The 17,216-nt window shown below is 63.1% G+C and carries 23 protein-coding genes; 5 read left to right on the plus strand and 18 right to left on the minus strand.

Features of this window, described 5'->3' with window-relative positions:
* Positions 1 to 98: 98 nt before the first annotated feature.
* The 3 genes from lptM to EHV23_RS08745 all read left to right on the plus strand — a co-directional run bounded on the left by lptM (position 99) and on the right by EHV23_RS08745 (position 4,655).
* Positions 99 to 446: an LPS translocon maturation chaperone LptM gene (gene lptM / locus EHV23_RS08735; protein ID WP_125095738.1), complete on the plus strand. Its 348-nt coding sequence runs from the start codon at positions 99 to 101 to the stop codon at positions 444 to 446.
* 202 nt (positions 447 to 648) lie between these two features.
* On the plus strand, positions 649 to 2,037 hold the full coding sequence (lysA, locus tag EHV23_RS08740; RefSeq protein WP_125095739.1) for a diaminopimelate decarboxylase: 1,389 nt from the start codon (positions 649 to 651) through the stop codon (positions 2,035 to 2,037).
* Between the two features lie 350 nt (positions 2,038 to 2,387).
* Positions 2,388 to 4,655 carry a TonB-dependent receptor gene (locus EHV23_RS08745; RefSeq protein ID WP_125095740.1) on the plus strand — a complete coding sequence of 756 codons (2,268 nt, stop codon included), beginning with the start codon at positions 2,388 to 2,390 and terminating at the stop codon, positions 4,653 to 4,655.
* An 8-nt stretch (positions 4,656 to 4,663) separates the two neighbouring features.
* Here EHV23_RS08745 and EHV23_RS08750 read toward each other — a convergent pair whose 3' ends face one another.
* Positions 4,664 to 5,365, minus strand: coding sequence for a c-type cytochrome (locus tag EHV23_RS08750; protein WP_238990486.1), 702 nt, complete (start codon positions 5,363 to 5,365; stop codon positions 4,664 to 4,666).
* Positions 5,366 to 5,988: 623 nt separating this feature from the next.
* Here EHV23_RS08750 and yihA point away from each other — a divergent pair.
* Both yihA and hemB read left to right on the plus strand, forming a co-directional pair.
* Entirely contained in the window at positions 5,989 to 6,702 is a 714-nt protein-coding gene (gene yihA / locus EHV23_RS08755; protein WP_125095742.1) for a ribosome biogenesis GTP-binding protein YihA/YsxC, read from the plus strand.
* Positions 6,703 to 6,985: 283 nt separating this feature from the next.
* A complete protein-coding gene (gene hemB / locus EHV23_RS08760) occupies positions 6,986 to 8,056 on the plus strand; it encodes a porphobilinogen synthase (protein WP_125095743.1) in 1,071 nt (356 codons plus the stop codon).
* 321 nt (positions 8,057 to 8,377) lie between these two features.
* Here the strand turns inward: hemB and rplQ are convergent, their stop codons facing one another.
* The 17 genes from rplQ to rplX form a co-directional block, all read right to left on the minus strand.
* Positions 8,378 to 8,773, minus strand: coding sequence for a 50S ribosomal protein L17 (gene rplQ / locus EHV23_RS08765; RefSeq protein ID WP_125095744.1), 396 nt, complete (start codon positions 8,771 to 8,773; stop codon positions 8,378 to 8,380).
* Positions 8,774 to 8,804: 31 nt separating this feature from the next.
* Positions 8,805 to 9,875: a DNA-directed RNA polymerase subunit alpha gene (locus EHV23_RS08770; RefSeq protein WP_125095745.1), complete on the minus strand. Its 1,071-nt coding sequence runs from the start codon at positions 9,873 to 9,875 to the stop codon at positions 8,805 to 8,807.
* 25 nt (positions 9,876 to 9,900) lie between these two features.
* Positions 9,901 to 10,524 (minus strand): 30S ribosomal protein S4, encoded by a 624-nt coding sequence (gene rpsD, locus EHV23_RS08775; protein WP_125095746.1) that lies wholly within the window; start codon positions 10,522 to 10,524, stop codon positions 9,901 to 9,903.
* Between the two features lie 92 nt (positions 10,525 to 10,616).
* Complete coding sequence (rpsK, locus tag EHV23_RS08780) at positions 10,617 to 11,030, minus strand: 30S ribosomal protein S11 (protein WP_125095747.1); 414 nt, start codon at positions 11,028 to 11,030, stop codon at positions 10,617 to 10,619.
* A 17-nt stretch (positions 11,031 to 11,047) separates the two neighbouring features.
* Positions 11,048 to 11,413 carry a 30S ribosomal protein S13 gene (gene rpsM, locus EHV23_RS08785; protein ID WP_125095748.1) on the minus strand — a complete coding sequence of 122 codons (366 nt, stop codon included), beginning with the start codon at positions 11,411 to 11,413 and terminating at the stop codon, positions 11,048 to 11,050.
* A gap of 16 nt (positions 11,414 to 11,429) precedes the next feature.
* Positions 11,430 to 11,543 carry a 50S ribosomal protein L36 gene (gene rpmJ, locus EHV23_RS08790; RefSeq protein WP_125095749.1) on the minus strand — a complete coding sequence of 38 codons (114 nt, stop codon included), beginning with the start codon at positions 11,541 to 11,543 and terminating at the stop codon, positions 11,430 to 11,432.
* Between the two features lie 87 nt (positions 11,544 to 11,630).
* Positions 11,631 to 11,849 (minus strand): translation initiation factor IF-1, encoded by a 219-nt coding sequence (gene infA, locus EHV23_RS08795; RefSeq protein WP_005674242.1) that lies wholly within the window; start codon positions 11,847 to 11,849, stop codon positions 11,631 to 11,633.
* 22 nt (positions 11,850 to 11,871) lie between these two features.
* Positions 11,872 to 13,212 (minus strand): preprotein translocase subunit SecY, encoded by a 1,341-nt coding sequence (secY, locus tag EHV23_RS08800; RefSeq protein ID WP_125095750.1) that lies wholly within the window; start codon positions 13,210 to 13,212, stop codon positions 11,872 to 11,874.
* 4 nt (positions 13,213 to 13,216) lie between these two features.
* Positions 13,217 to 13,672 (minus strand): 50S ribosomal protein L15, encoded by a 456-nt coding sequence (rplO, locus tag EHV23_RS08805; RefSeq protein WP_125095751.1) that lies wholly within the window; start codon positions 13,670 to 13,672, stop codon positions 13,217 to 13,219.
* A 1-nt stretch (position 13,673) separates the two neighbouring features.
* Positions 13,674 to 13,865: a 50S ribosomal protein L30 gene (rpmD, locus tag EHV23_RS08810; RefSeq protein ID WP_005674245.1), complete on the minus strand. Its 192-nt coding sequence runs from the start codon at positions 13,863 to 13,865 to the stop codon at positions 13,674 to 13,676.
* A gap of 41 nt (positions 13,866 to 13,906) precedes the next feature.
* On the minus strand, positions 13,907 to 14,434 hold the full coding sequence (rpsE, locus tag EHV23_RS08815) for a 30S ribosomal protein S5 (protein WP_125095752.1): 528 nt from the start codon (positions 14,432 to 14,434) through the stop codon (positions 13,907 to 13,909).
* Between the two features lie 13 nt (positions 14,435 to 14,447).
* Positions 14,448 to 14,813, minus strand: a complete 366-nt coding sequence (gene rplR / locus EHV23_RS08820; RefSeq protein ID WP_125096779.1) for a 50S ribosomal protein L18 — start codon at positions 14,811 to 14,813, stop codon at positions 14,448 to 14,450.
* 88 nt (positions 14,814 to 14,901) lie between these two features.
* On the minus strand, positions 14,902 to 15,435 hold the full coding sequence (gene rplF / locus EHV23_RS08825; protein WP_125095753.1) for a 50S ribosomal protein L6: 534 nt from the start codon (positions 15,433 to 15,435) through the stop codon (positions 14,902 to 14,904).
* A 12-nt stretch (positions 15,436 to 15,447) separates the two neighbouring features.
* A complete protein-coding gene (gene rpsH, locus EHV23_RS08830) occupies positions 15,448 to 15,843 on the minus strand; it encodes a 30S ribosomal protein S8 (RefSeq protein ID WP_125095754.1) in 396 nt (131 codons plus the stop codon).
* A gap of 93 nt (positions 15,844 to 15,936) precedes the next feature.
* Complete coding sequence (gene rpsN, locus EHV23_RS08835; protein ID WP_125095755.1) at positions 15,937 to 16,242, minus strand: 30S ribosomal protein S14; 306 nt, start codon at positions 16,240 to 16,242, stop codon at positions 15,937 to 15,939.
* A gap of 50 nt (positions 16,243 to 16,292) precedes the next feature.
* The gene (gene rplE / locus EHV23_RS08840) at positions 16,293 to 16,832 is read right to left on the minus strand and encodes a 50S ribosomal protein L5 (RefSeq protein WP_125095756.1); all 540 of its coding nucleotides are present in this window, start codon (positions 16,830 to 16,832) and stop codon (positions 16,293 to 16,295) included.
* A gap of 36 nt (positions 16,833 to 16,868) precedes the next feature.
* Positions 16,869 to 17,186, minus strand: coding sequence for a 50S ribosomal protein L24 (gene rplX / locus EHV23_RS08845; protein ID WP_125096780.1), 318 nt, complete (start codon positions 17,184 to 17,186; stop codon positions 16,869 to 16,871).
* Between the last annotated feature and the right edge of the window lie 30 nt (positions 17,187 to 17,216).

The raw sequence follows: 17,216 nt of genomic DNA on the forward strand, positions 1-17,216 counted from the left end.
CGGGCCCGGAGCGTGGATGACAGGCGCCTGCCTGCTTCCTGATCTGCCGGGGCCGCTACCCATGCCAATCCGATGGGCCGAAGGGCCCGGGTCCATAGATGCGTTCCCCGATTCTAATTCCTCCCCTTCTGGCCCTGCTGGGCACCCTGCTGCTGGCCGGCTGCGGCCAGAAAGGCCCGCTGTACCTGCCGCCCGAAACGCCGGCCACACCGGCCGCGGATGCAGCCTCCCGGGCCGGTTCACAGTCCGGCACCAGCGCGCAGGACGACAGGCAGGCCGTCACGGCACCGGTCAACGGCGTGGACAGCGGTACTGCGGCCGAGGTGCTGGAGCAGCAGTCGTCCAGTGGTTCGGGCAGCACAGATACCGGCAACACGAACACCGGCAATACCGGCAGGGACAGCGCCGGCTCCGGCAGCACCGACACCGGCGACACCTCGAAGTAAGCTGGCCTTCGCCTGCTGCACGGCCCGCGCGGAACCATCCTGCCCCTGCTGCCTTCCGGCACACGGGCTACCCTTTTCTGGCCCTGCCTGCCCGCCCTGGTTTTCCTGACCCGGGTTGCTGTCAGCCTTCCTCCCACTGCCCATTCTGCGGGCAGTCCTTTTCCCTGATCCTGCCTTCCGGCTCTTTGCCGGCATCTGACGCATGTCCAGTTCCACCGCTTCCGCTTCCACAGCTGCCACACCGGCCGCTGCCATCGACACATCTGCGGCGGCTGCCCCCGCTGCAGCCGCCGCAGCGGCCAGCACGACCAACGCCTTCAACACCCCCGACGGCTGGCTGCAGCGCACGGCCGATGGCGAGCTGCAGGCCGGCCCGCACAGCCTGCTGGCCCTGGCCGGCGAGTACGGCACGCCCCTCTACGTGTACAGCCGCGAGGCCATCGAGGCCACCTGGCAGCGCTTCGCCCAGGCACTGGCCGGGCGTGACGCGCGCATCTGCTATGCCGTGAAGGCCAACAGCAACCTGGCCATTCTGGCGCTGTTTGCCCACCTGGGCGCCGGCTTCGACGTGGTGTCGGGCGGCGAGCTGGCCCGTGTGATGGCGGCCGGCGGTGATCCGGCAAAGGTGGTGTTCTCCGGCGTGGGCAAGTCGGCCGACGAGATCCGCCAGGCGCTCACGGCCGGCATCGGCTGCTTCAACGTGGAATCGCTGCCCGAACTGGAGCGCCTGAACCAGATCGCCGGTGAACTGCACCTGAAGGCCCCGGTCTCGCTGCGCATCAACCCGGATGTGGATGCGGCCACCCACCCCTACATTTCCACCGGCCTGAAGGAAAACAAGTTCGGCATTCCGCACAGCCAGGCACTGGCGGCCTATCGGCAGGCCGCCGCCCTGCCCCATCTGGCCATTCGCGGCATCGATTGCCACATCGGCTCGCAGATCACCGAAACGGCTCCCTTCCTGGCCGCGCTGGACAAGGTGCTGGCGCTGGTGGACCAGCTGGAAGCGGCCGGTATTGCCATGCACCATCTGGACCTGGGGGGCGGACTGGGCATCCGCTACGACGAGGAAACGCCACCGCTGCCCGAAACGCTGATGCAGGCGCTGTTCGACCGGCTGGATCAGTGGCGGCCGGGCCGTGTACCGCAGGTGATGTTCGAATTCGGGCGGGCGCTGATCGGCAATGCCGGCCTGCTGCTGACGTGTCTGGAATACCTGAAGGACAACGAAGGACACCATTTTGCCGTGGTGGATGCGGCGATGAACGACCTGATGCGCCCGTCGCTGTATCAGGCGTGGCACCGCATCGAGGTAGTCAATCCGGGCGATGCACCGGTGGTGACGGCCGATGTGGTGGGGCCGGTATGCGAGAGCGGCGACTGGCTGGGCAAGCGGCGTACGCTGGCGCTGCCGGACGATGCCGTGCTGGCCATCCTGTCGGCCGGTGCCTATGGGGCCACGATGGCCTCGAACTACAACACCCGCCCGCGCCCCGCCGAGGTGCTGCTGGACGGCCGGCACGTGCGCGTGATTCGCGAGCGTGAAACCGTGGCCGACCTGATGCGGCACGAGCGGCGGCTGAAAATCTGACATGGACCGAGAAACTTTCATCCACCAGAAACGGGCAGATGACAGCTATCGGCTGACCGCCGGGTATTGCGCGCCTGGCCCCACTTGCCCCCGCGCCCTCCCCTTTTGGGCGCGCAAAAAAGGCGGCAGGACCGCAGAATCCTCAATAGCCACCGGGAAACCCATATATTGATGAATTTCAATTTATAAACTTCGCAACACCACCCAAAACCCATATCCGGCCCTGCAAATTTGACCCAGCGCAAACCGGACGATTGTCATCAAAACCATTCATGCATATTCACAATCAGGGAAGAAAAAATTGTCGATAATTCGGGAAGAAATTTTTCTTCCCTTCTGGGTCAATCACCATGTCGACAATATATCCTGTTCCTGATTTTTCGGGCGCACGGCGTCATGTTTTCCCGTCCGTACCCTCCCACCGCCTGCTGGCCGGCCTGTCCTGTTCGCTGGGCGTACTGATGGCCTCGCAGGCCCTGGCGCAGACGGCGGACATGAGCGGGGCCAGCCGGCAAAGTGCCAGCCCGGCCACCACGCGGCAGACCCTGCCCACCATTTCGGTGCACGACCGGCGCCAGGATCCGAACGGCCTGCTGCGAATGGACACCGCCAACAGCACCGGCAGCCGCCTGGGCCTGACCGAGCGGGAAACGCCGGCCTCCGTCACGGTGATAGACCGCGAGACCATTGAAGCCCGCGGCGCCCGCACCACCCACGACGTACTCAACGAACTGCCCGGCGTGCACGCCAGTGCCACCCACGGAGACGTGAATGTCACACAGCGCGGCTTTCGCGGCGCCTCGATCAATCAGGTCTACAACGGCATCAACCTGCAGTACAGCATTGCCACCCAGCCGGTGGATGCCTGGATCTACGAACGGGTGGAAGACATCGGCGGCCCGTCCAGCTTCCTGTATGGGGCCGGTGGCGTGGGTGCCACCATCAACTACATCACCAAGACCGCACAGCGCCACGACATCAGCGAAGTGCAGCTGGGCGCCGGCACACGGCGCTACCGCCAGGCTGCCTTCGGCTTGAACCGCCGTCTGGCCGGAGACGGCAGTGGCCAGAAAGACCACTACGTCCGCATCGACGCCAACCACGAGCGTGGTGGCCAGTGGGCCGACGACAACCGCGGCCACAGCTCACAGATCGTCACCTCGCTGCTCTCGGACCTCGGTGGCGGCTTTACCCACACGCTGGCCTATGAGTACCAGCACGAACGCGACTACCGCCCCTACTGGGGCACGCCGGTCATCCAACCCGCCGAAGGCCGGCAGAGCGTGCTGGAAAGGCTGCGCTACAAGAACTACAACAGCGCCGACGGCCTGTACATGCAGCGCGTGCAGTGGCTGCGCTCGATGGCCGACTGGAAACTCAGCGATGCGCTGTCCGTGAAGAACACCTTCTACGGGTACGACGCGGTGCGTGACTACCGCAACGTCGAAGAATACGCCCTCGACAGCACCAACACGCAGGTCAACCGCACCAGCGCCCTGCTGCAGCGCCACGACCACCGCGTGTTCGGCGACCGCATCGACGCCACCCTGCGCTCGGCCATTGCCGGCCACCGCAGCGACTGGAGCTTTGGCGTGGACGTGTCGTTCAACCGCCAGACCACCTACCCGGCCTACGCCTCGGACGACTGGGAAAGCGCCGTCGATCCGGACCACTTCGTCACCGAGTATTTCTACGACCTGCCGGGCATGGTGTCCACCTACGTGCCGAAGAACCGCCACCGTGTAGACAACCTGGCCTTCTATCTGGAGAACCGCACCGACCTGACACCCACCCTGAAGCTGCTCACCGGCCTGAGGCACGAACGCATCAAGCTGCACTTCTCCAGTCTGGACCCGGAGGAGGTCAAACGCGACGGCAAGCGCAGCTACCACCCCACCACCGGCCGCATCGGGCTGACCTGGGACATCTCCCCGCAGACCATGGTCTATGCCCAGTACGCCACCGCCGCCGACCCGGCCGCCGGCAACCTGGCCAGCACCTACTACTCGCAGATCCTGGCCAACGACCGGCTGACCACCGGCCGCATGCTGGAGCTGGGCACGAAGATCAGCTTCTGGGGCAACCGCGGCAGTGCCACGCTGTCGGTGTATGACATCAGCCGCCGCAACATTGCCACCAACGACCCGCGTGACCGCCGGGTAACCTACCTGATCGGCCGGCAGGATGCCAGGGGCGTGGAGGCCAAACTGGGCCTGCAGCTGACCCCGGCCTGGTCCATGCAGGCCAATGTGGGCTATGTGGACGCCGAGTACAAACAGTTCTACCGGCGTGGGGAATCCCTCGCCGGCAAGACGCCCTCCAACGTGCCCCGCACCGTGACCAATCTCTGGACCAGCTACGCGCTGACGCCCGAGCTGAAACTGCAGGCCGGCGCCCGCCATGTCACCCGGCTCTACGGCAACGAGAACGACACCATCTGGTGGCCGTCCTACACCGTTGCCGACGTGGGCTTCGAGTACCGGTTCAGCCCCACGGTCACGCTGTCGGGCTTTGTGAACAACGTGACCGACCGCCTCTATGCCACCGAGTCACAGCCAGACATGGTGGTGCTGGGCGACCCGCGCTCGGCCTGGCTGACGGTGAAGGTGGCGTTCTGAGGGCAGCGTTACTCGTCGGCTTCCTTGTTGGCTTCGTCTTTCTTGTCGGCTTCCGGTTTGGGGGCGTCGGCGGGCTTGGCCTCCGGCGTACCCCCTTCGGGACGCAGGCCGGCGATGTAATCGGCCACGGCCTTGATTTCCGGATCGGTCATGCGCAGCGCGATTTCGGCCATCGGATGGTTGTTCTTGCGGGCGCCGTCGCGGAAGGCCACCAGCTGGGCGGTGGTGTACTCGGCAAACTGGCCACGCAGCTGCGGGTACTGTGCCGGCATGCCGTCACCGGCCGGACCGTGGCAGGCGGCACAGGCAGGAACGCCCTTGGCAGCAATACCAGCCCGGTAGATGCTCTGGCCCAGCTCGACCAGCTCGGCGTTGGAGGCGGCGGCCGGTGCAGTGAGCTTCTGCGCAGCAAAGTAGGCCGACACGTTGACGATGTCCTGCGGCTCGAGCGACGAGGCAAAGGCCCCCATGACGGCACTGGCGCGTTTGGCCGGCTTTCCGTCTTCGGGCGGTGTGAAGTCCTGCAGCTGCTTGCGGATGTACTCGGCGTGCTGACCGGCCAGTTTGGGGTTGGCAGAGATGGTGCTGTTGCCATCCGCTCCGTGACAGGCGGCACATACGTCTTCCACCGTCTCCTGGCCAGCGGCGAGGTCCGGCTTCAGCGGCGCGTCGTCCTTGGCGGCCTCTTCGGCCAGTGCGGGGCCGGCCATGATGCCCAGTGCCACGGCGGTTGCCACGCCTGCCAGGGCGCGGGGTTGCAGCCAGCGGCCCACCCATGCGGTCATACCCGCAGAAGCAGCCGGTTTCCGGCAATCACAGGCATCCTGCACGCCCAGTTGCGCAGCCATCGTTCCTGTCGTCCGCATGTTCCTCTCGACCCTACTCATAGGAGCTAATTCAGATTCAGCTGAGGATACCCAGTGCACACGACCAATACGTTGCGCATGATCAAACTTTGGGGCTGCCCCAGCAACTTTTGGTGCCGTCCGTCGGGGCGGAAAGGCGGGCGGCGTCCCGGGCATGGGAGTGGCTGCCGGGGGCAGCGTATCTGGATGTGCGGGTGGCTGCCGGAAGGTGGTGTGGGTATTCCGGTGATCGTGACCGGGCAGTTCCGGGGCCGCGGATTTGATGATTCCGGTATCGTGACCGGGCGGCTGCCGGAGCGCGGTATATCCTGACATACGAAGGCTGGCGGATGGCGGTGTTGCTGACAGTCGCAGCCTTGCCGCAATGGAAGTTGGTGGCGGCAACGTGCCCCGGTGCCCCGGGAGGCTGTCGAAGAAGCACGCCGCGGATCGACACTGGCGGTCCCGCATGCGGGATAATCGGGAACATGACGAATCTGACTACCGCGCGCTTTGCCGACACGGTCGCAAAGCTGCCCCAGCTCAACCGCGCCAACCCTCACGGCCTGCCCGAAGTGGCGTTCGTGGGGCGTTCCAATGCCGGCAAGTCCTCGTGCATCAATGCGCTGTGCAACCAGAAACGGCTGGCCTTCTCCAGCCGCACCCCTGGCCGCACCCAGGCGCTGAACCTGTTTGCCGTGGGCCCCGTCAAACAGCCCGAACCGCTGGGCTTTCTGGTGGACACCCCGGGCTACGGCTTTGCCACGGCCAGTCCCGAAGCCAAGCGCTCCTGGCAGTCGCTGGCCGGCGACTACATGACCCGCCGGCAGGCGCTCTCGGGCATCGTGCTGATGGTGGACATCCGCCGCGGCCTGACCGACCTCGACCGGCAGCTGCTGACCTGGATTCCCGGCACCCTGCCCCTCGTGCTGGTGCTGACCAAGGCAGACAAGCTGTCGCGCCAGCAGGCACTGGAAGTGCGCTGCAAGCTGTGCCGGGAAAGTGTGATCCAGAACCGCGAAGGCCCCGTACTGGTACAGATCTTCTCGGCACTGAACCGGACGGGCATCGACCCGCTGCGCGAAGCCATCGACATCCTCTTCGCCAGCAGTGCGCAGGACTGGCAGGCGCTGGTGGCCGAACATCACGGCCCCAATGCACCGATGCTGGTGAAGGGGTTGGGGGTAGCTGTAGCCGGCTAATTCTGCATTTATGATGCAGTGCCTGCTGAATGCATGCACCCCGCGGTACTGACAGTCACATCATCACAGCCCGACGCTGCGTCATGAGGCCGAATTTCCGCTGTTTCCGCTGCTCCCACTGCTCCCACTACCCCCACTGCTTTCGCCGTTTTCATCCTCTTCACCCTTTTTGCCGTTTTCGCCCTCTTCGCCCTCTTCGCCCTCTTCGCCCTCTTCCGACCGTTCCGCCTTTTCCGGTCACTCCGACCTTTCCAGTCACTCTTGCTCGACTATCTGCTGCATCATGAATTCAGACAGACTTTCTCTTTCCTCCTCCGCTGGCTCTGCCCTGGGCGCCTTCCCGGGTACCCGGATGCGCCGCAACCGGCGTCATGACTTTTCGCGGCGCATGCTGCAGGAAACGCACCTGCGCCCGGATGATTTCATCTACCCGGTGTTCGTGCATGACGACAATGGCGCCGCCACGCGCGAACCCGTGGCTGTCGGCTCGATGCCGGGTGTGCATCGCTACACCATCGACCAGCTGCTGCACGTGGCGGAACAGTGCAGCGCGCTGCGGATACCGGTACTGGCCCTGTTCCCGGTCATCCCGGCCAACCTGAAAACCACCGACGGCAAACTGGCCGCCGACCCGGAGGGACTGGTTCCCCGCACGGTGCGCGCACTCAAGGCACGCTTTCCGGAGCTGGGCGTGATGACCGACGTGGCGCTGGACCCCTACACCAGCCACGGGCAGGACGGCCTGATCGACGAGAGCGGCTATGTGCTGAATGACGAGACCCTGGCCATGCTGCGTCAGCAGGCGCTGGTCCAGGCCGAGGCCGGCGTGGACATCGTGGCGCCGTCGGACATGATGGACGGGCGCATCGGCATGCTGCGGCAGGCGTTCGAGGAGAACGGGCTGATTCATACGCAGATCATGGCCTACTCGGCCAAATATGCCTCCGCCTGGTATGGCCCGTTCCGCGATGCGGTGGGTTCGGCGGGCAATCTGGGCAAGAGTTCGAAGAAGACCTACCAGATGGACCCGGCCAACAGCGACGAGGCCCTGCGCGAGGTGGCGCTGGACCTGCAGGAAGGCGCAGACATGGTGATGGTCAAGCCCGGCCTGCCCTATCTGGACATCGTGCGACGGGTGAAGAACGCGTTTGGCGCCCCCACCTTCGTGTATCAGGTCAGCGGCGAGTACGCGATGATCAAGGCGGCAGCCCAGAATGGCTGGATCGACGAAAAGGCCGTGGCGATGGAGGCCCTGCTGGCGATGAAGCGCGCCGGGGCCAATGGCGTGCTCACCTACTATGCCATTCAGGCCGCGCAGTGGATGAAAGACGAAGGGGGGCTCCCGCCGGCGTAACCCGTTCAAACCATCATTGTCCGTTGCTCCCGCCCCTGCGGTCGTGCTAACGTCAGCTCAATATCCTTGGGAAGAAGACGATGATGAGGGCACATCCTGCGCTGAAACGCATGGGCAGCGTCATGATGTGGGCCGGAGCGGCCATGATCATCGGCAGCGCTCCAGAAAGTGAGCAACAGGGAGCCCGTTACGCCAGCCCTGCCCAAACAAAAAGCCCCGAAAGGGGCTTTTTGTTTGGGGGAGTGACGCAATCGGGCGGGCCTGATCCGTATCACTCCCGAAGAGGTACTGCAGCAAGGGCTCGCTGCAGTACCTGACAGCTTACGCAGCCTTGTCCTCTTCGGCGCCTTCCACCACTTCAGGGCGGTCCAGCAGTTCGACGTAGGCCATGGGGGCATTGTCGCCATCACGGAAGCCGAACTTCAGGATGCGGACATAGCCGCCGGGACGACCGGCATAGCGGGGGCCGAGTTCGTTGAAGACCTTGACCACCATTTCACGATCGCGCAGGCGATCGAAGGCCAGGCGGCGGTTGGCCAGCGACGGTTTCTTGCCCAGCGTGATGATGGGCTCGACGACGCGGCGCAGTTCCTTGGCCTTCGGCAGGGTGGTTTTGATCACTTCATGACGCAACAGCGAGTTGGTCATGTTGCGCAGCATGGCCTGACGGTGCGCGCTGGTGCGGTTGAGTTTTCTGAGGCCGAGACGATGACGCATGATTCTTCAGATCCTGTTCTTCAAAGCGGGGTCAGCTGTTGCGTTCCAACCCGGCGGGCGGCCAGTCATCCAGCCGCATGCCCAGCGTCAGACCACGCGACGCCAGCACTTCCTTGATTTCGTTCAGTGACTTACGACCGAGATTCGGTGTCTTGAGCAGTTCGTTTTCCGTGCGCTGGATCAGATCGCCGATGTAGTAGATGTTCTCGGCTTTCAGGCAGTTCGCGGAACGGACGGTCAGTTCCAGATCGTCGACCGGACGCAGCAGGATCGGGTCGATCGTGCCGCCGGCACCACCGCTGATGCCCAGGTTGACTTCGGTCGCGGCCGGACGTTCGTTGCCTCCGATGCGCCCCGGGGACAGGCTGCCGATGTCGGTACCCATGCCGATGGCGATCGGGGGCTCATTGCCCTCGATGGAGGCGAAGACCTGCAGCTGGTCGACCAGAATGCGGGCCGATTGGCGAACGGCTTCCTCCGGCGCGATGGCACCGTTGGTCTCGATGTCGATCAGCAGACGGTCGAGGTCGGTACGCTGCTCCACACGGGCGCTCTCGACGGCATAGCTGACACGGCGGACCGGCGAGAACGAGGCATCCAGCACGATACGACCGATGGTCTTGGTGTCGCCCAGATTGCGCATCGTACCGGGCACGTAGCCGCGACCTTTCTCAACCTTGATCTGCATGTCGATCTTGCCGCCTTCGGTGAGGGTGGCAATGACATGCTCGGGGTTGATGATCTCGACATCGTGCGGCAGCTCGATATCGGCAGCCGTGACGGGACCGGGAACTTCCTTGCGCAGGGTGAGGAAGACCTCGCTGCGGTTGTGCAGTTTGAAAGTAACGCCTTTCAGATTCAGCAGCAGATCGACCACGTCTTCACGCAGGCCGTCGACTGTCGAATACTCATGCACCACGCCGGCAATCTGCACCTCGGTCGGCGCATAGCCGACCATCGAGGACAGCAGAACCCGACGCAATGCATTGCCGAGCGTATGGCCATAGCCACGCTCGAAAGGCTCCATCACCACGCGGGCATGGGAAGGTCCGGAAATTTCCTGGACTTCCACAAGGCGCGGCTTGAGCATTGCAGTCTGCATATTGGACTTACCTCACTTGACCCGATCAGCGCGAGTACAGCTCGACGATCAGGCTTTCATTGATGTCACCGGCGATCTCGGAACGATCCGGCAGGGATTTGAACACCCCTTCCTTCTTGTTCTTGTCCACGGAGACCCACGACGGGAAACCATGCTGCTCGGCCAGATTCAGGGCGTCTTCGATGCGGGCCTGCTTTTTGGCGGATTCCTTGACGGAGATGACGTCGTTCGGCTTGATGTGCGCGGAGGGCACGTTCAGGATCGAACCGTTGACCAGAATGGCACGGTGCGAGACCAGCTGACGGGCTTCGGCACGGGTCGACGCCAGGCCCATGCGATAGACGACGTTGTCGAGACGGGATTCCAGCAGCGACAGCAGCAGTTCGCCGGTGTTGCCGCGCTTGCGCGAGGCTTCGGCAAAATAGCGACGGAACTGGCGTTCGAGAACGCCGTACATCCGTTTGACCTTCTGCTTCTCGCGGAGCTGCAGACCATAATCGCTGGTGCGCTGGCCGCTGGTGCGACCATGCTGGCCAGGCTTGGTGTCAGCCTTCGATTTGGAGTCGAGCGAGCGACGGGCGCTCTTCAGGAAAAGATCGGTGCCTTCGCGGCGAGACAGTTTCGCCTTCGGTCCGGTATAACGTGCCACTTTACGTTCCTTTGTTGCTGCGCGGCTCTTGCCGCGGTTAGTCCGCCGCAGGCCCTGTGGCCCGCCGGTCGAACAAGGTGGTCTTCAGTTGATCAGATACGACGTTTCTTCGGCGGACGGCAGCCGTTGTGCGGCACCGGCGTCACATCCGAGATCGACAGGATCTTGATGCCCAGCGCGTTCAGGGCGCGCACGGAGGAGTCACGGCCGGGGCCGGGGCCCTTGATCCGGACATCCAGGTTCTTGATGCCGTACTCCACGGCCACGCGGCCAGCCGCTTCGGCAGCGACCTGGGCCGCAAACGGGGTGGACTTGCGCGAACCACGGAAACCGGCGCCACCCGAAGTAGCCCACGACAGGGTGTTGCCCTGACGGTCGGTGATCGTGATGATCGTGTTGTTGAAGGACGCGTGGACGTGCGCGATGCCGTCGGATACGTTCTTCTTGACTTTCTTGCGGGCGCGCTGGGAAGCGGCAACCTGCTGCGCTGTAGGATTACGTGCCATCTCTGCTCAGGCTCCAGTTACTTCTTCAATGCCACGCCGGCCTTGGTCGGGCCCTTGCGGGTACGTGCGTTGGTGCGGGTACGCTGTCCCCGGACCGGCAGACCACGCCGATGGCGCAGACCACGGTAGCAGCCCAGGTCCATCAGACGCTTGATCGACATCGAGACTTCCCGGCGCAGGTCGCCTTCGACGACGAAGCGGCCAACCTGTTCACGGATGCGTTCCATTTCGGCGTCGCTCAGGTCGCGGACCTTCTTGGAAGGCTCGACACCCACGGCGGCGCAGATGGCCTGGGCACGGGCCCGGCCGATGCCGTAAATGGCCGTCAGACCGATGACGGTGTGCTGACGATCCGGAACGTTGACTCCAGCAATACGTGCCATGTTTCAGATTCCTCTCTCAACCCTGACGCTGTTTGTGCCGGGGATCGGCGCAAATAACGCGGACAATTCCGTTGCGCCGGATGATTTTGCAGTTCCGGCACATTTTCTTGACACTGGCCATGACTTTCATGATCTGTCCCTTGCTTGCAGACGGGAGTTTAACCCGTCCTGATAACCTCTATGCACCGCAGCGCCAGGCCACGGCGAACTTTCCGTCTTATTTCGCGCGAAAGACGATACGCGCCCTGGAAAGATCGTACGGTGTAAGCTCCACCGTCACCTTGTCTCCAGGCAGGATGCGGATGTAGTGCATCCGCATCTTCCCGGAAATGTGGCCAAGTACCACATGACCATTCTCCAGCTTGACCCGGAACGTGGCGTTGGGAAGGTTCTCCAACACCTCGCCCTGCATCTGGATGACATCTTCCTTCGACATTGTTTTCCCGTTGCGTGTGCTGTCAGCGACCCATCGTACCCATGCCCTTGAAGTTGGCTTTCTTCAGCAGGCTTTCGTACTGGTTGGACATCAGGTGCGTCTGAACCTGGGCCATGAAGTCCATCGTCACCACCACGATGATGAGGAGCGACGTACCCCCGAAGTAGAACGGGACGTTCCATTCGAGAATGAGGAACTCGGGCAGCAGGCAGACCAGCGTGATGTAAAGGGCTCCGACACCGGTCAGGCGCATCAGCACCTTGTCGATGTACTTTGCCGTCTGCTCGCCCGGGCGAATGCCGGGAAGCATGGCACCGCTCTTCTTCAGGTTCTCGGCTGTGTCACGGCTGTTGTACTGCAGGGCCGTGTAGAAGAAGCAGAAGAAGATGATGGCCACGGCGTAGAGCACCATGTACACCGGCTGCCCCGGGGAAAGCACGGCCGCCAGATCGCGGATGGCGCGAACCGCCGCGTTCTCGCTGTCGCCCGAAGTGAACCACTGGGCGGCCGTAGCCGGGAACAGGATGATCGAGCTGGCGAAGATGGGCGGAATCACGCCGGCCATGTTGAGCTTCAGCGGCAGATACGAAGTCTGCCCCTGATAGATCTTGTTGCCGACCTGACGCTTGGCGTAGTTGATGGTGATCTTGCGCTGCCCCCGTTCGACGAAGACAACGAAGGCAGTCACCAGCACGACGAGCGCCATGATGATCAGCGCGGCCACGGGGTTCATGTTGCCGTTGCTGACCAGCTCACCCATGCCGGCCACCGCACCGGGCAGACCCGACACGATACCAGAGAAGATGATCAGCGAGATGCCGTTGCCCAGCCCCCGCTCGGTGATCTGCTCACCCAGCCACATCAGGAACATGGTTCCGGTGACCAGCGAGATGACGGACACCAGACGGAACATGAAACCGGGATCGGTCACCAGGTTGGCCTGCGACTCCAGCGCCAGCGAGATGCCCAGCGCCTGGAACGTGGCCAGACCCAGCGTGAACCAGCGCGTGTACTTCGTGATGATGCGCCGGCCGGCCTCACCTTCCTTCTTGATCTGTTCCAGCGCCGGCACGACGACCGTCAGCAGCTGCATGATGATCGATGCCGAGATGTACGGCATGATCCCGAGCGCGAACACCGAGAAGCGCTTCAGCGCGCCACCGGAGAACAGGTTGAACAGACCCAGTGCGCCGCCCTGCTCACTGTTGAACAGGTCGGACAGGGCGTCCGGATTGATACCGGGCACCGGGATGTGGGTGCCGATGCGGAAAACCACCAGCGCCAGCACCAGAAAGACAAGACGGCGCTTCAGATCGCCGTACTTGTTGGCTTCACGAGCCTGCACTGACCGATTGGTTGCCATGGATTCAGGCCGACTGGGTTGCGACAGGATCCTGCACGCTGCCGCCGGCAGCTTCGATGGCGCTGCGGGCACCTTTGGTGGCACCGACGCCGACCAGCGTCACCTTGCGCTTCAGCTCGCCTGCCAGGATGACCTTGGCCGACAGGGCCAGCTGCGACACCAGACCGGCAGCCTTCAGCGTGGACAGGTCGATTTCGGTGGCTTCCAGACGTTGCAGGTCGGACAGGCGGACCTCGCCAACGCGACCGGCCTGCAGCGATTTGAAGCCGCGTTTGGGCAGGCGACGCTGCAGCGGCATCTGGCCGCCTTCGAAGCCAACCTTGTGGAAACCGCCGGCGCGGGATTTCTGGCCCTTGTGACCACGGCCGGCCGTCTTGCCCAGGCCGGAACCAATGCCGCGACCGACACGTTTTGCAGCGTGGGTCGCGCCCGCTGCGGGTTTCAAGTCATTGAGTCGCATATCAATCCACCACCTTGACCAGGTATGCCACCTTGGTGATCATGCCGCGCACCGCGGGCGTATCTTCCAGTTCGCGGACCTGATTCATCCGCTTCAGGCCAAGGCCGAGAACTGTGTCGCGATGCCCGCCAACCGTACGGCTGGGGCTGCGGACCAGCTTCACTTTGACCGTTTTCTTCTGTTCGTTGCTCATCAAGTCTCTCCAGACTGAACGTCCGCGTCAGGCGCAGACGCTCAACCCAAGATTTCCTCGACCGTCTTGCCGCGCTTGGCAGCGATTTCGGCCGGGGTCGACAAATTACGGAAGGCGTCCAGCGTTGCACGAACCATGTTGTACGGGTTGCTGGAGCCATGGCTCTTGGCCACGACGTTGGTCACGCCCAGAACTTCGAAGACGGCACGCATCGGACCACCCGCGATCACACCGGTACCATCGGCAGCCGGGGCGATATACACACGGGAAGCGCCGTGACGGCCTTCGACCACGTGGGGAACCGTGCCACTGCGCAGGGGCACCTTGAACATCTTGCGGCGGGCTTCGTCCATAGCCTTCTGGACGGCAACCGGCACCTCGCGTGCCTTGCCCTTGCCCATGCCAACGCGACCATCACCGTCACCAACCACCACCAGGGCGGCGAAACCGAGAATCCGGCCGCCTTTGACCACCTTGGTGACGCGGTTGATGCCGATCATTTTTTCCTTCAGACCGTCATCACGCTCATCGGCCCCGCGCTGCGGGCCACGTGCCTGAACCTTTGCCATTCGTTTTCCGTCCTTAGAACTTCAGTCCAGCCTCGCGAGCGGCCTCAGCCAGCGCGCGGACCCGTCCGTGATAGCGATAGCCAGAACGATCGAACGCAACCGATTCGATACCAGCTTTCAGTGCCTTTTCTGCAACGCGCTTGCCCACGATGGCGGCAGCGTCGGCGTTGCCGCCACGGCCCGTTTTGCCGGCCAGCTGGGCGCGCACATCCGCTTCGACCGTGGAGGCCGAGACCAGCACGCGATCACCCTCGGGGGAGATGATGTTGGCGTAGATGTGAGCGTTGCTGCGGAAAACGGCCAGACGGTTGACGCGCAACTCGTTGATCTTGTGCCGCGTCTGACGCGAGCGACGCAGTCGCGATGCCTTTTTGTCAATTGCCATGTCTGTTCCTTGCACCCGGGTGATCTGCCCGCTGCCGGCCGGAACCGCGTCCTTGCCCGCAGGAGATCACCCTCTCGTGCCCTTACTTCTTCTTGGTTTCCTTCAACGTGACCCTTTCGTCCGAGTACCTCACGCCCTTGCCCTTGTAAGGCTCGGGCGGACGGTAGGCGCGGATGTTAGCGGCCACCTGACCAACCTTCTGCTTGTCGGCCCCTTTGAGCACGATCTCGGTCTGGCTCGGCGTTTCAGCCTTGACGCCTTCCGGAAGCTTGTGCACGACGGGGTGCGAGAAACCCAGCGACAGGTTGAGGTTGCTGCCCTGGGCCTGGGCACGGAAGCCCACGCCGACGAGGGTCAGACGACGCTCGAAACCTTTGGTGACGCCGTGGACCATGTTGGCCACCAGCGCGCGCAGGGTGCCCGACATGGCATTGGCTTCAGCCGAGTCATTGGCGGGCTTGACCACCAGCTGCTCACCCTCCTGGGCGATGGTGGCATTGGGGTTGATCGCCTGCGTCAGCGTGCCCAGCGGGCCCTTGACGGTAATGCTGCCGGCGGCCACCTTGACCTCCGCACCCTTGGGCACGGGGATCGGCATCTTTCCGATACGGGACATGTTGTGGCCTCCTTACGCGACGTAACCCAGCACTTCGCCGCCGATACCGGTCTGGCGGGCCTTGCGGTCGGTCATCACGCCCTGCGAGGTGGTGATGATGGCAACACCCAGACCGTTCATCACCTGCGGCAGGTCGTTGCGCGCCTTGTAGATGCGCAGACCTGGACGGGACACACGTTCCAGACGTTCAATGACCGGGCGGCCGGCATAGTATTTCAGCGCCACTTTCAGCAGCGGCTTGCCGTCGTTTTCCTGGACTTCAAAGCCCTCGATGTAGCCTTCTTCCTGCAGAACGCGGGCGATGGCCACCTTCAGTTTGGACGACGGGATCACGACGGATTCCTTCTCGACGCGCTGCGCGTTGCGGATCCGCGTGAACATGTCGGCGATCGGATCGCTCATGCTCATTGGTAATCGCTCCCGTAGCAGACCAGTGCCAGCTTGCTGCCAGCCTTGGCCAGATTCGATTCGAACTTGATCACTTCTTTCACTCCGACGCAGTTACCAGCTGGCCTTGGTCAGACCGGGGATTTCACCCCGCATGGCGAATTCACGCAGCTTGTTGCGGCCCAGGCCGAACTTGCGGAACACACCACGCGGACGGCCGGTCAGGGCACAGCGCTTGCGCATGCGCGTAGGGCTTGCTGCGCGCGGTTGTTTCTGGATGGCGAGACGCGCCTGGTAACGCTCCTCGTCCGATTTCGACTGATCGTCAATGATGGCCTGAAGTGCGGCCCGCCTGGCGGCGTACTTCTTGACCAGTGCTTCGCGCTTTTTCTCGCGCTCGATCATGGATGCCTTTGCCATTCAATCACCCCTGGAGGTCAGCTTCGGTTTTCGGCTAGTGCCAGCCAACCTCAGTTGCGGAACGGAAACCGGAAAGCGGACAGCAGCGCCTTGGCTTCCTCGTCAGTTTTTGCGGTCGTCGTGATGCTGATGTTCAGACCACGCAGTGCGTCAACCTTGTCGTACTCGATTTCAGGGAACATGATCTGCTCCTTGACACCGAAGTTGTAGTTGCCGCGACCGTCGAAGGAACGGCCCGACACGCCCCGGAAGTCACGCACGCGCGGCAGGGCCACGGTGATCAGACGGTCCAGGAATTCGTACATGCGAACACCACGCAGGGTGACCATGCAGCCAATGGGATAACCCTCGCGGATCTTGAAACCGGCGATGGCCTTGCGGGCCTTGGTGACCACCGGTTTCTGGCCAGCGATCTTGGTCAGGTCGCCAACTGCGTTATCGAGGATTTTCTTGTCGGCCACCGCCTCACCCACGCCCATGTTCAGCGTGATCTTGGTGATTCGCGGCACTTCCATCACGGATTTGTAGCCGAATCGCTTGGTCAGCTCGGGAACGAGCTTGTCACGATAGGTTTCTAAGAGACGCGCCATCGATGTTTCCTTTAGGGTCTACAGTTCCGACAGATCTCAGGCCGGAACCTGTTCGCCGTTCGACTTGAAGACGCGAACCTTGCGACCATCCTCAAGAACCTTGAATCCAACCCGGTCACCCTTGCCGGAGGCCGGATTGAACAGCATCACGTTGGACTGGTCGATGGGCATCGACTTGTCCACCACGCCGCCGCTGGTGCCCCGCATGGGGTTCGGCTTGACGTGCTTTTTGACGACGTTGATACCGTCGATCAGAAGATGACGGTCATCCACACGCTGGGTGACGGTACCGCGCTTGCCCTTGTCCCGCCCGGCGATGACGATGACTTCATCACCCTTACGAATCTTTTGCATCATGATTAAACAGCCCTCGGCTTGAATCCT

It is taken from the genome of Lautropia dentalis, assembly GCF_003892345.1.
Lineage (GTDB): Bacteria > Pseudomonadota > Gammaproteobacteria > Burkholderiales > Burkholderiaceae_E > Lautropia > Lautropia dentalis.

What these genes read in the sequence shown, in the direction of transcription:
- lptM (WP_125095738.1), top strand. Translation starts at nt 99, where the DNA reads ATGCGTTCCCCGATTCTAATTCCTCCCCTTCTGGCCCTGCTGGGCACC.
- lysA (WP_125095739.1), top strand. Translation starts at nt 649, where the DNA reads ATGTCCAGTTCCACCGCTTCCGCTTCCACAGCTGCCACACCGGCCGCT.
- EHV23_RS08745 (WP_125095740.1), top strand. Translation starts at nt 2,388, where the DNA reads ATGTCGACAATATATCCTGTTCCTGATTTTTCGGGCGCACGGCGTCAT.
- EHV23_RS08750 (WP_238990486.1), bottom strand. Translation starts at nt 5,365, where the DNA reads ATGGCCGGCCCCGCACTGGCCGAAGAGGCCGCCAAGGACGACGCGCCG.
- yihA (WP_125095742.1), top strand. Translation starts at nt 5,989, where the DNA reads ATGACGAATCTGACTACCGCGCGCTTTGCCGACACGGTCGCAAAGCTG.
- hemB (WP_125095743.1), top strand. Translation starts at nt 6,986, where the DNA reads ATGAATTCAGACAGACTTTCTCTTTCCTCCTCCGCTGGCTCTGCCCTG.
- rplQ (WP_125095744.1), bottom strand. Translation starts at nt 8,773, where the DNA reads ATGCGTCATCGTCTCGGCCTCAGAAAACTCAACCGCACCAGCGCGCAC.
- EHV23_RS08770 (WP_125095745.1), bottom strand. Translation starts at nt 9,875, where the DNA reads ATGCAGACTGCAATGCTCAAGCCGCGCCTTGTGGAAGTCCAGGAAATT.
- rpsK (WP_125095747.1), bottom strand. Translation starts at nt 11,030, where the DNA reads ATGGCACGTAATCCTACAGCGCAGCAGGTTGCCGCTTCCCAGCGCGCC.
- rpsM (WP_125095748.1), bottom strand. Translation starts at nt 11,413, where the DNA reads ATGGCACGTATTGCTGGAGTCAACGTTCCGGATCGTCAGCACACCGTC.
- rpmJ (WP_125095749.1), bottom strand. Translation starts at nt 11,543, where the DNA reads ATGAAAGTCATGGCCAGTGTCAAGAAAATGTGCCGGAACTGCAAAATC.
- infA (WP_005674242.1), bottom strand. Translation starts at nt 11,849, where the DNA reads ATGTCGAAGGAAGATGTCATCCAGATGCAGGGCGAGGTGTTGGAGAAC.
- secY (WP_125095750.1), bottom strand. Translation starts at nt 13,212, where the DNA reads ATGGCAACCAATCGGTCAGTGCAGGCTCGTGAAGCCAACAAGTACGGC.
- rplO (WP_125095751.1), bottom strand. Translation starts at nt 13,672, where the DNA reads ATGCGACTCAATGACTTGAAACCCGCAGCGGGCGCGACCCACGCTGCA.
- rpmD (WP_005674245.1), bottom strand. Translation starts at nt 13,865, where the DNA reads ATGAGCAACGAACAGAAGAAAACGGTCAAAGTGAAGCTGGTCCGCAGC.
- rpsE (WP_125095752.1), bottom strand. Translation starts at nt 14,434, where the DNA reads ATGGCAAAGGTTCAGGCACGTGGCCCGCAGCGCGGGGCCGATGAGCGT.
- rplF (WP_125095753.1), bottom strand. Translation starts at nt 15,435, where the DNA reads ATGTCCCGTATCGGAAAGATGCCGATCCCCGTGCCCAAGGGTGCGGAG.
- rpsH (WP_125095754.1), bottom strand. Translation starts at nt 15,843, where the DNA reads ATGAGCATGAGCGATCCGATCGCCGACATGTTCACGCGGATCCGCAAC.
- rpsN (WP_125095755.1), bottom strand. Translation starts at nt 16,242, where the DNA reads ATGGCAAAGGCATCCATGATCGAGCGCGAGAAAAAGCGCGAAGCACTG.
- rplE (WP_125095756.1), bottom strand. Translation starts at nt 16,832, where the DNA reads ATGGCGCGTCTCTTAGAAACCTATCGTGACAAGCTCGTTCCCGAGCTG.
- rplX (WP_125096780.1), bottom strand. Translation starts at nt 17,186, where the DNA reads ATGCAAAAGATTCGTAAGGGTGATGAAGTCATCGTCATCGCCGGGCGG.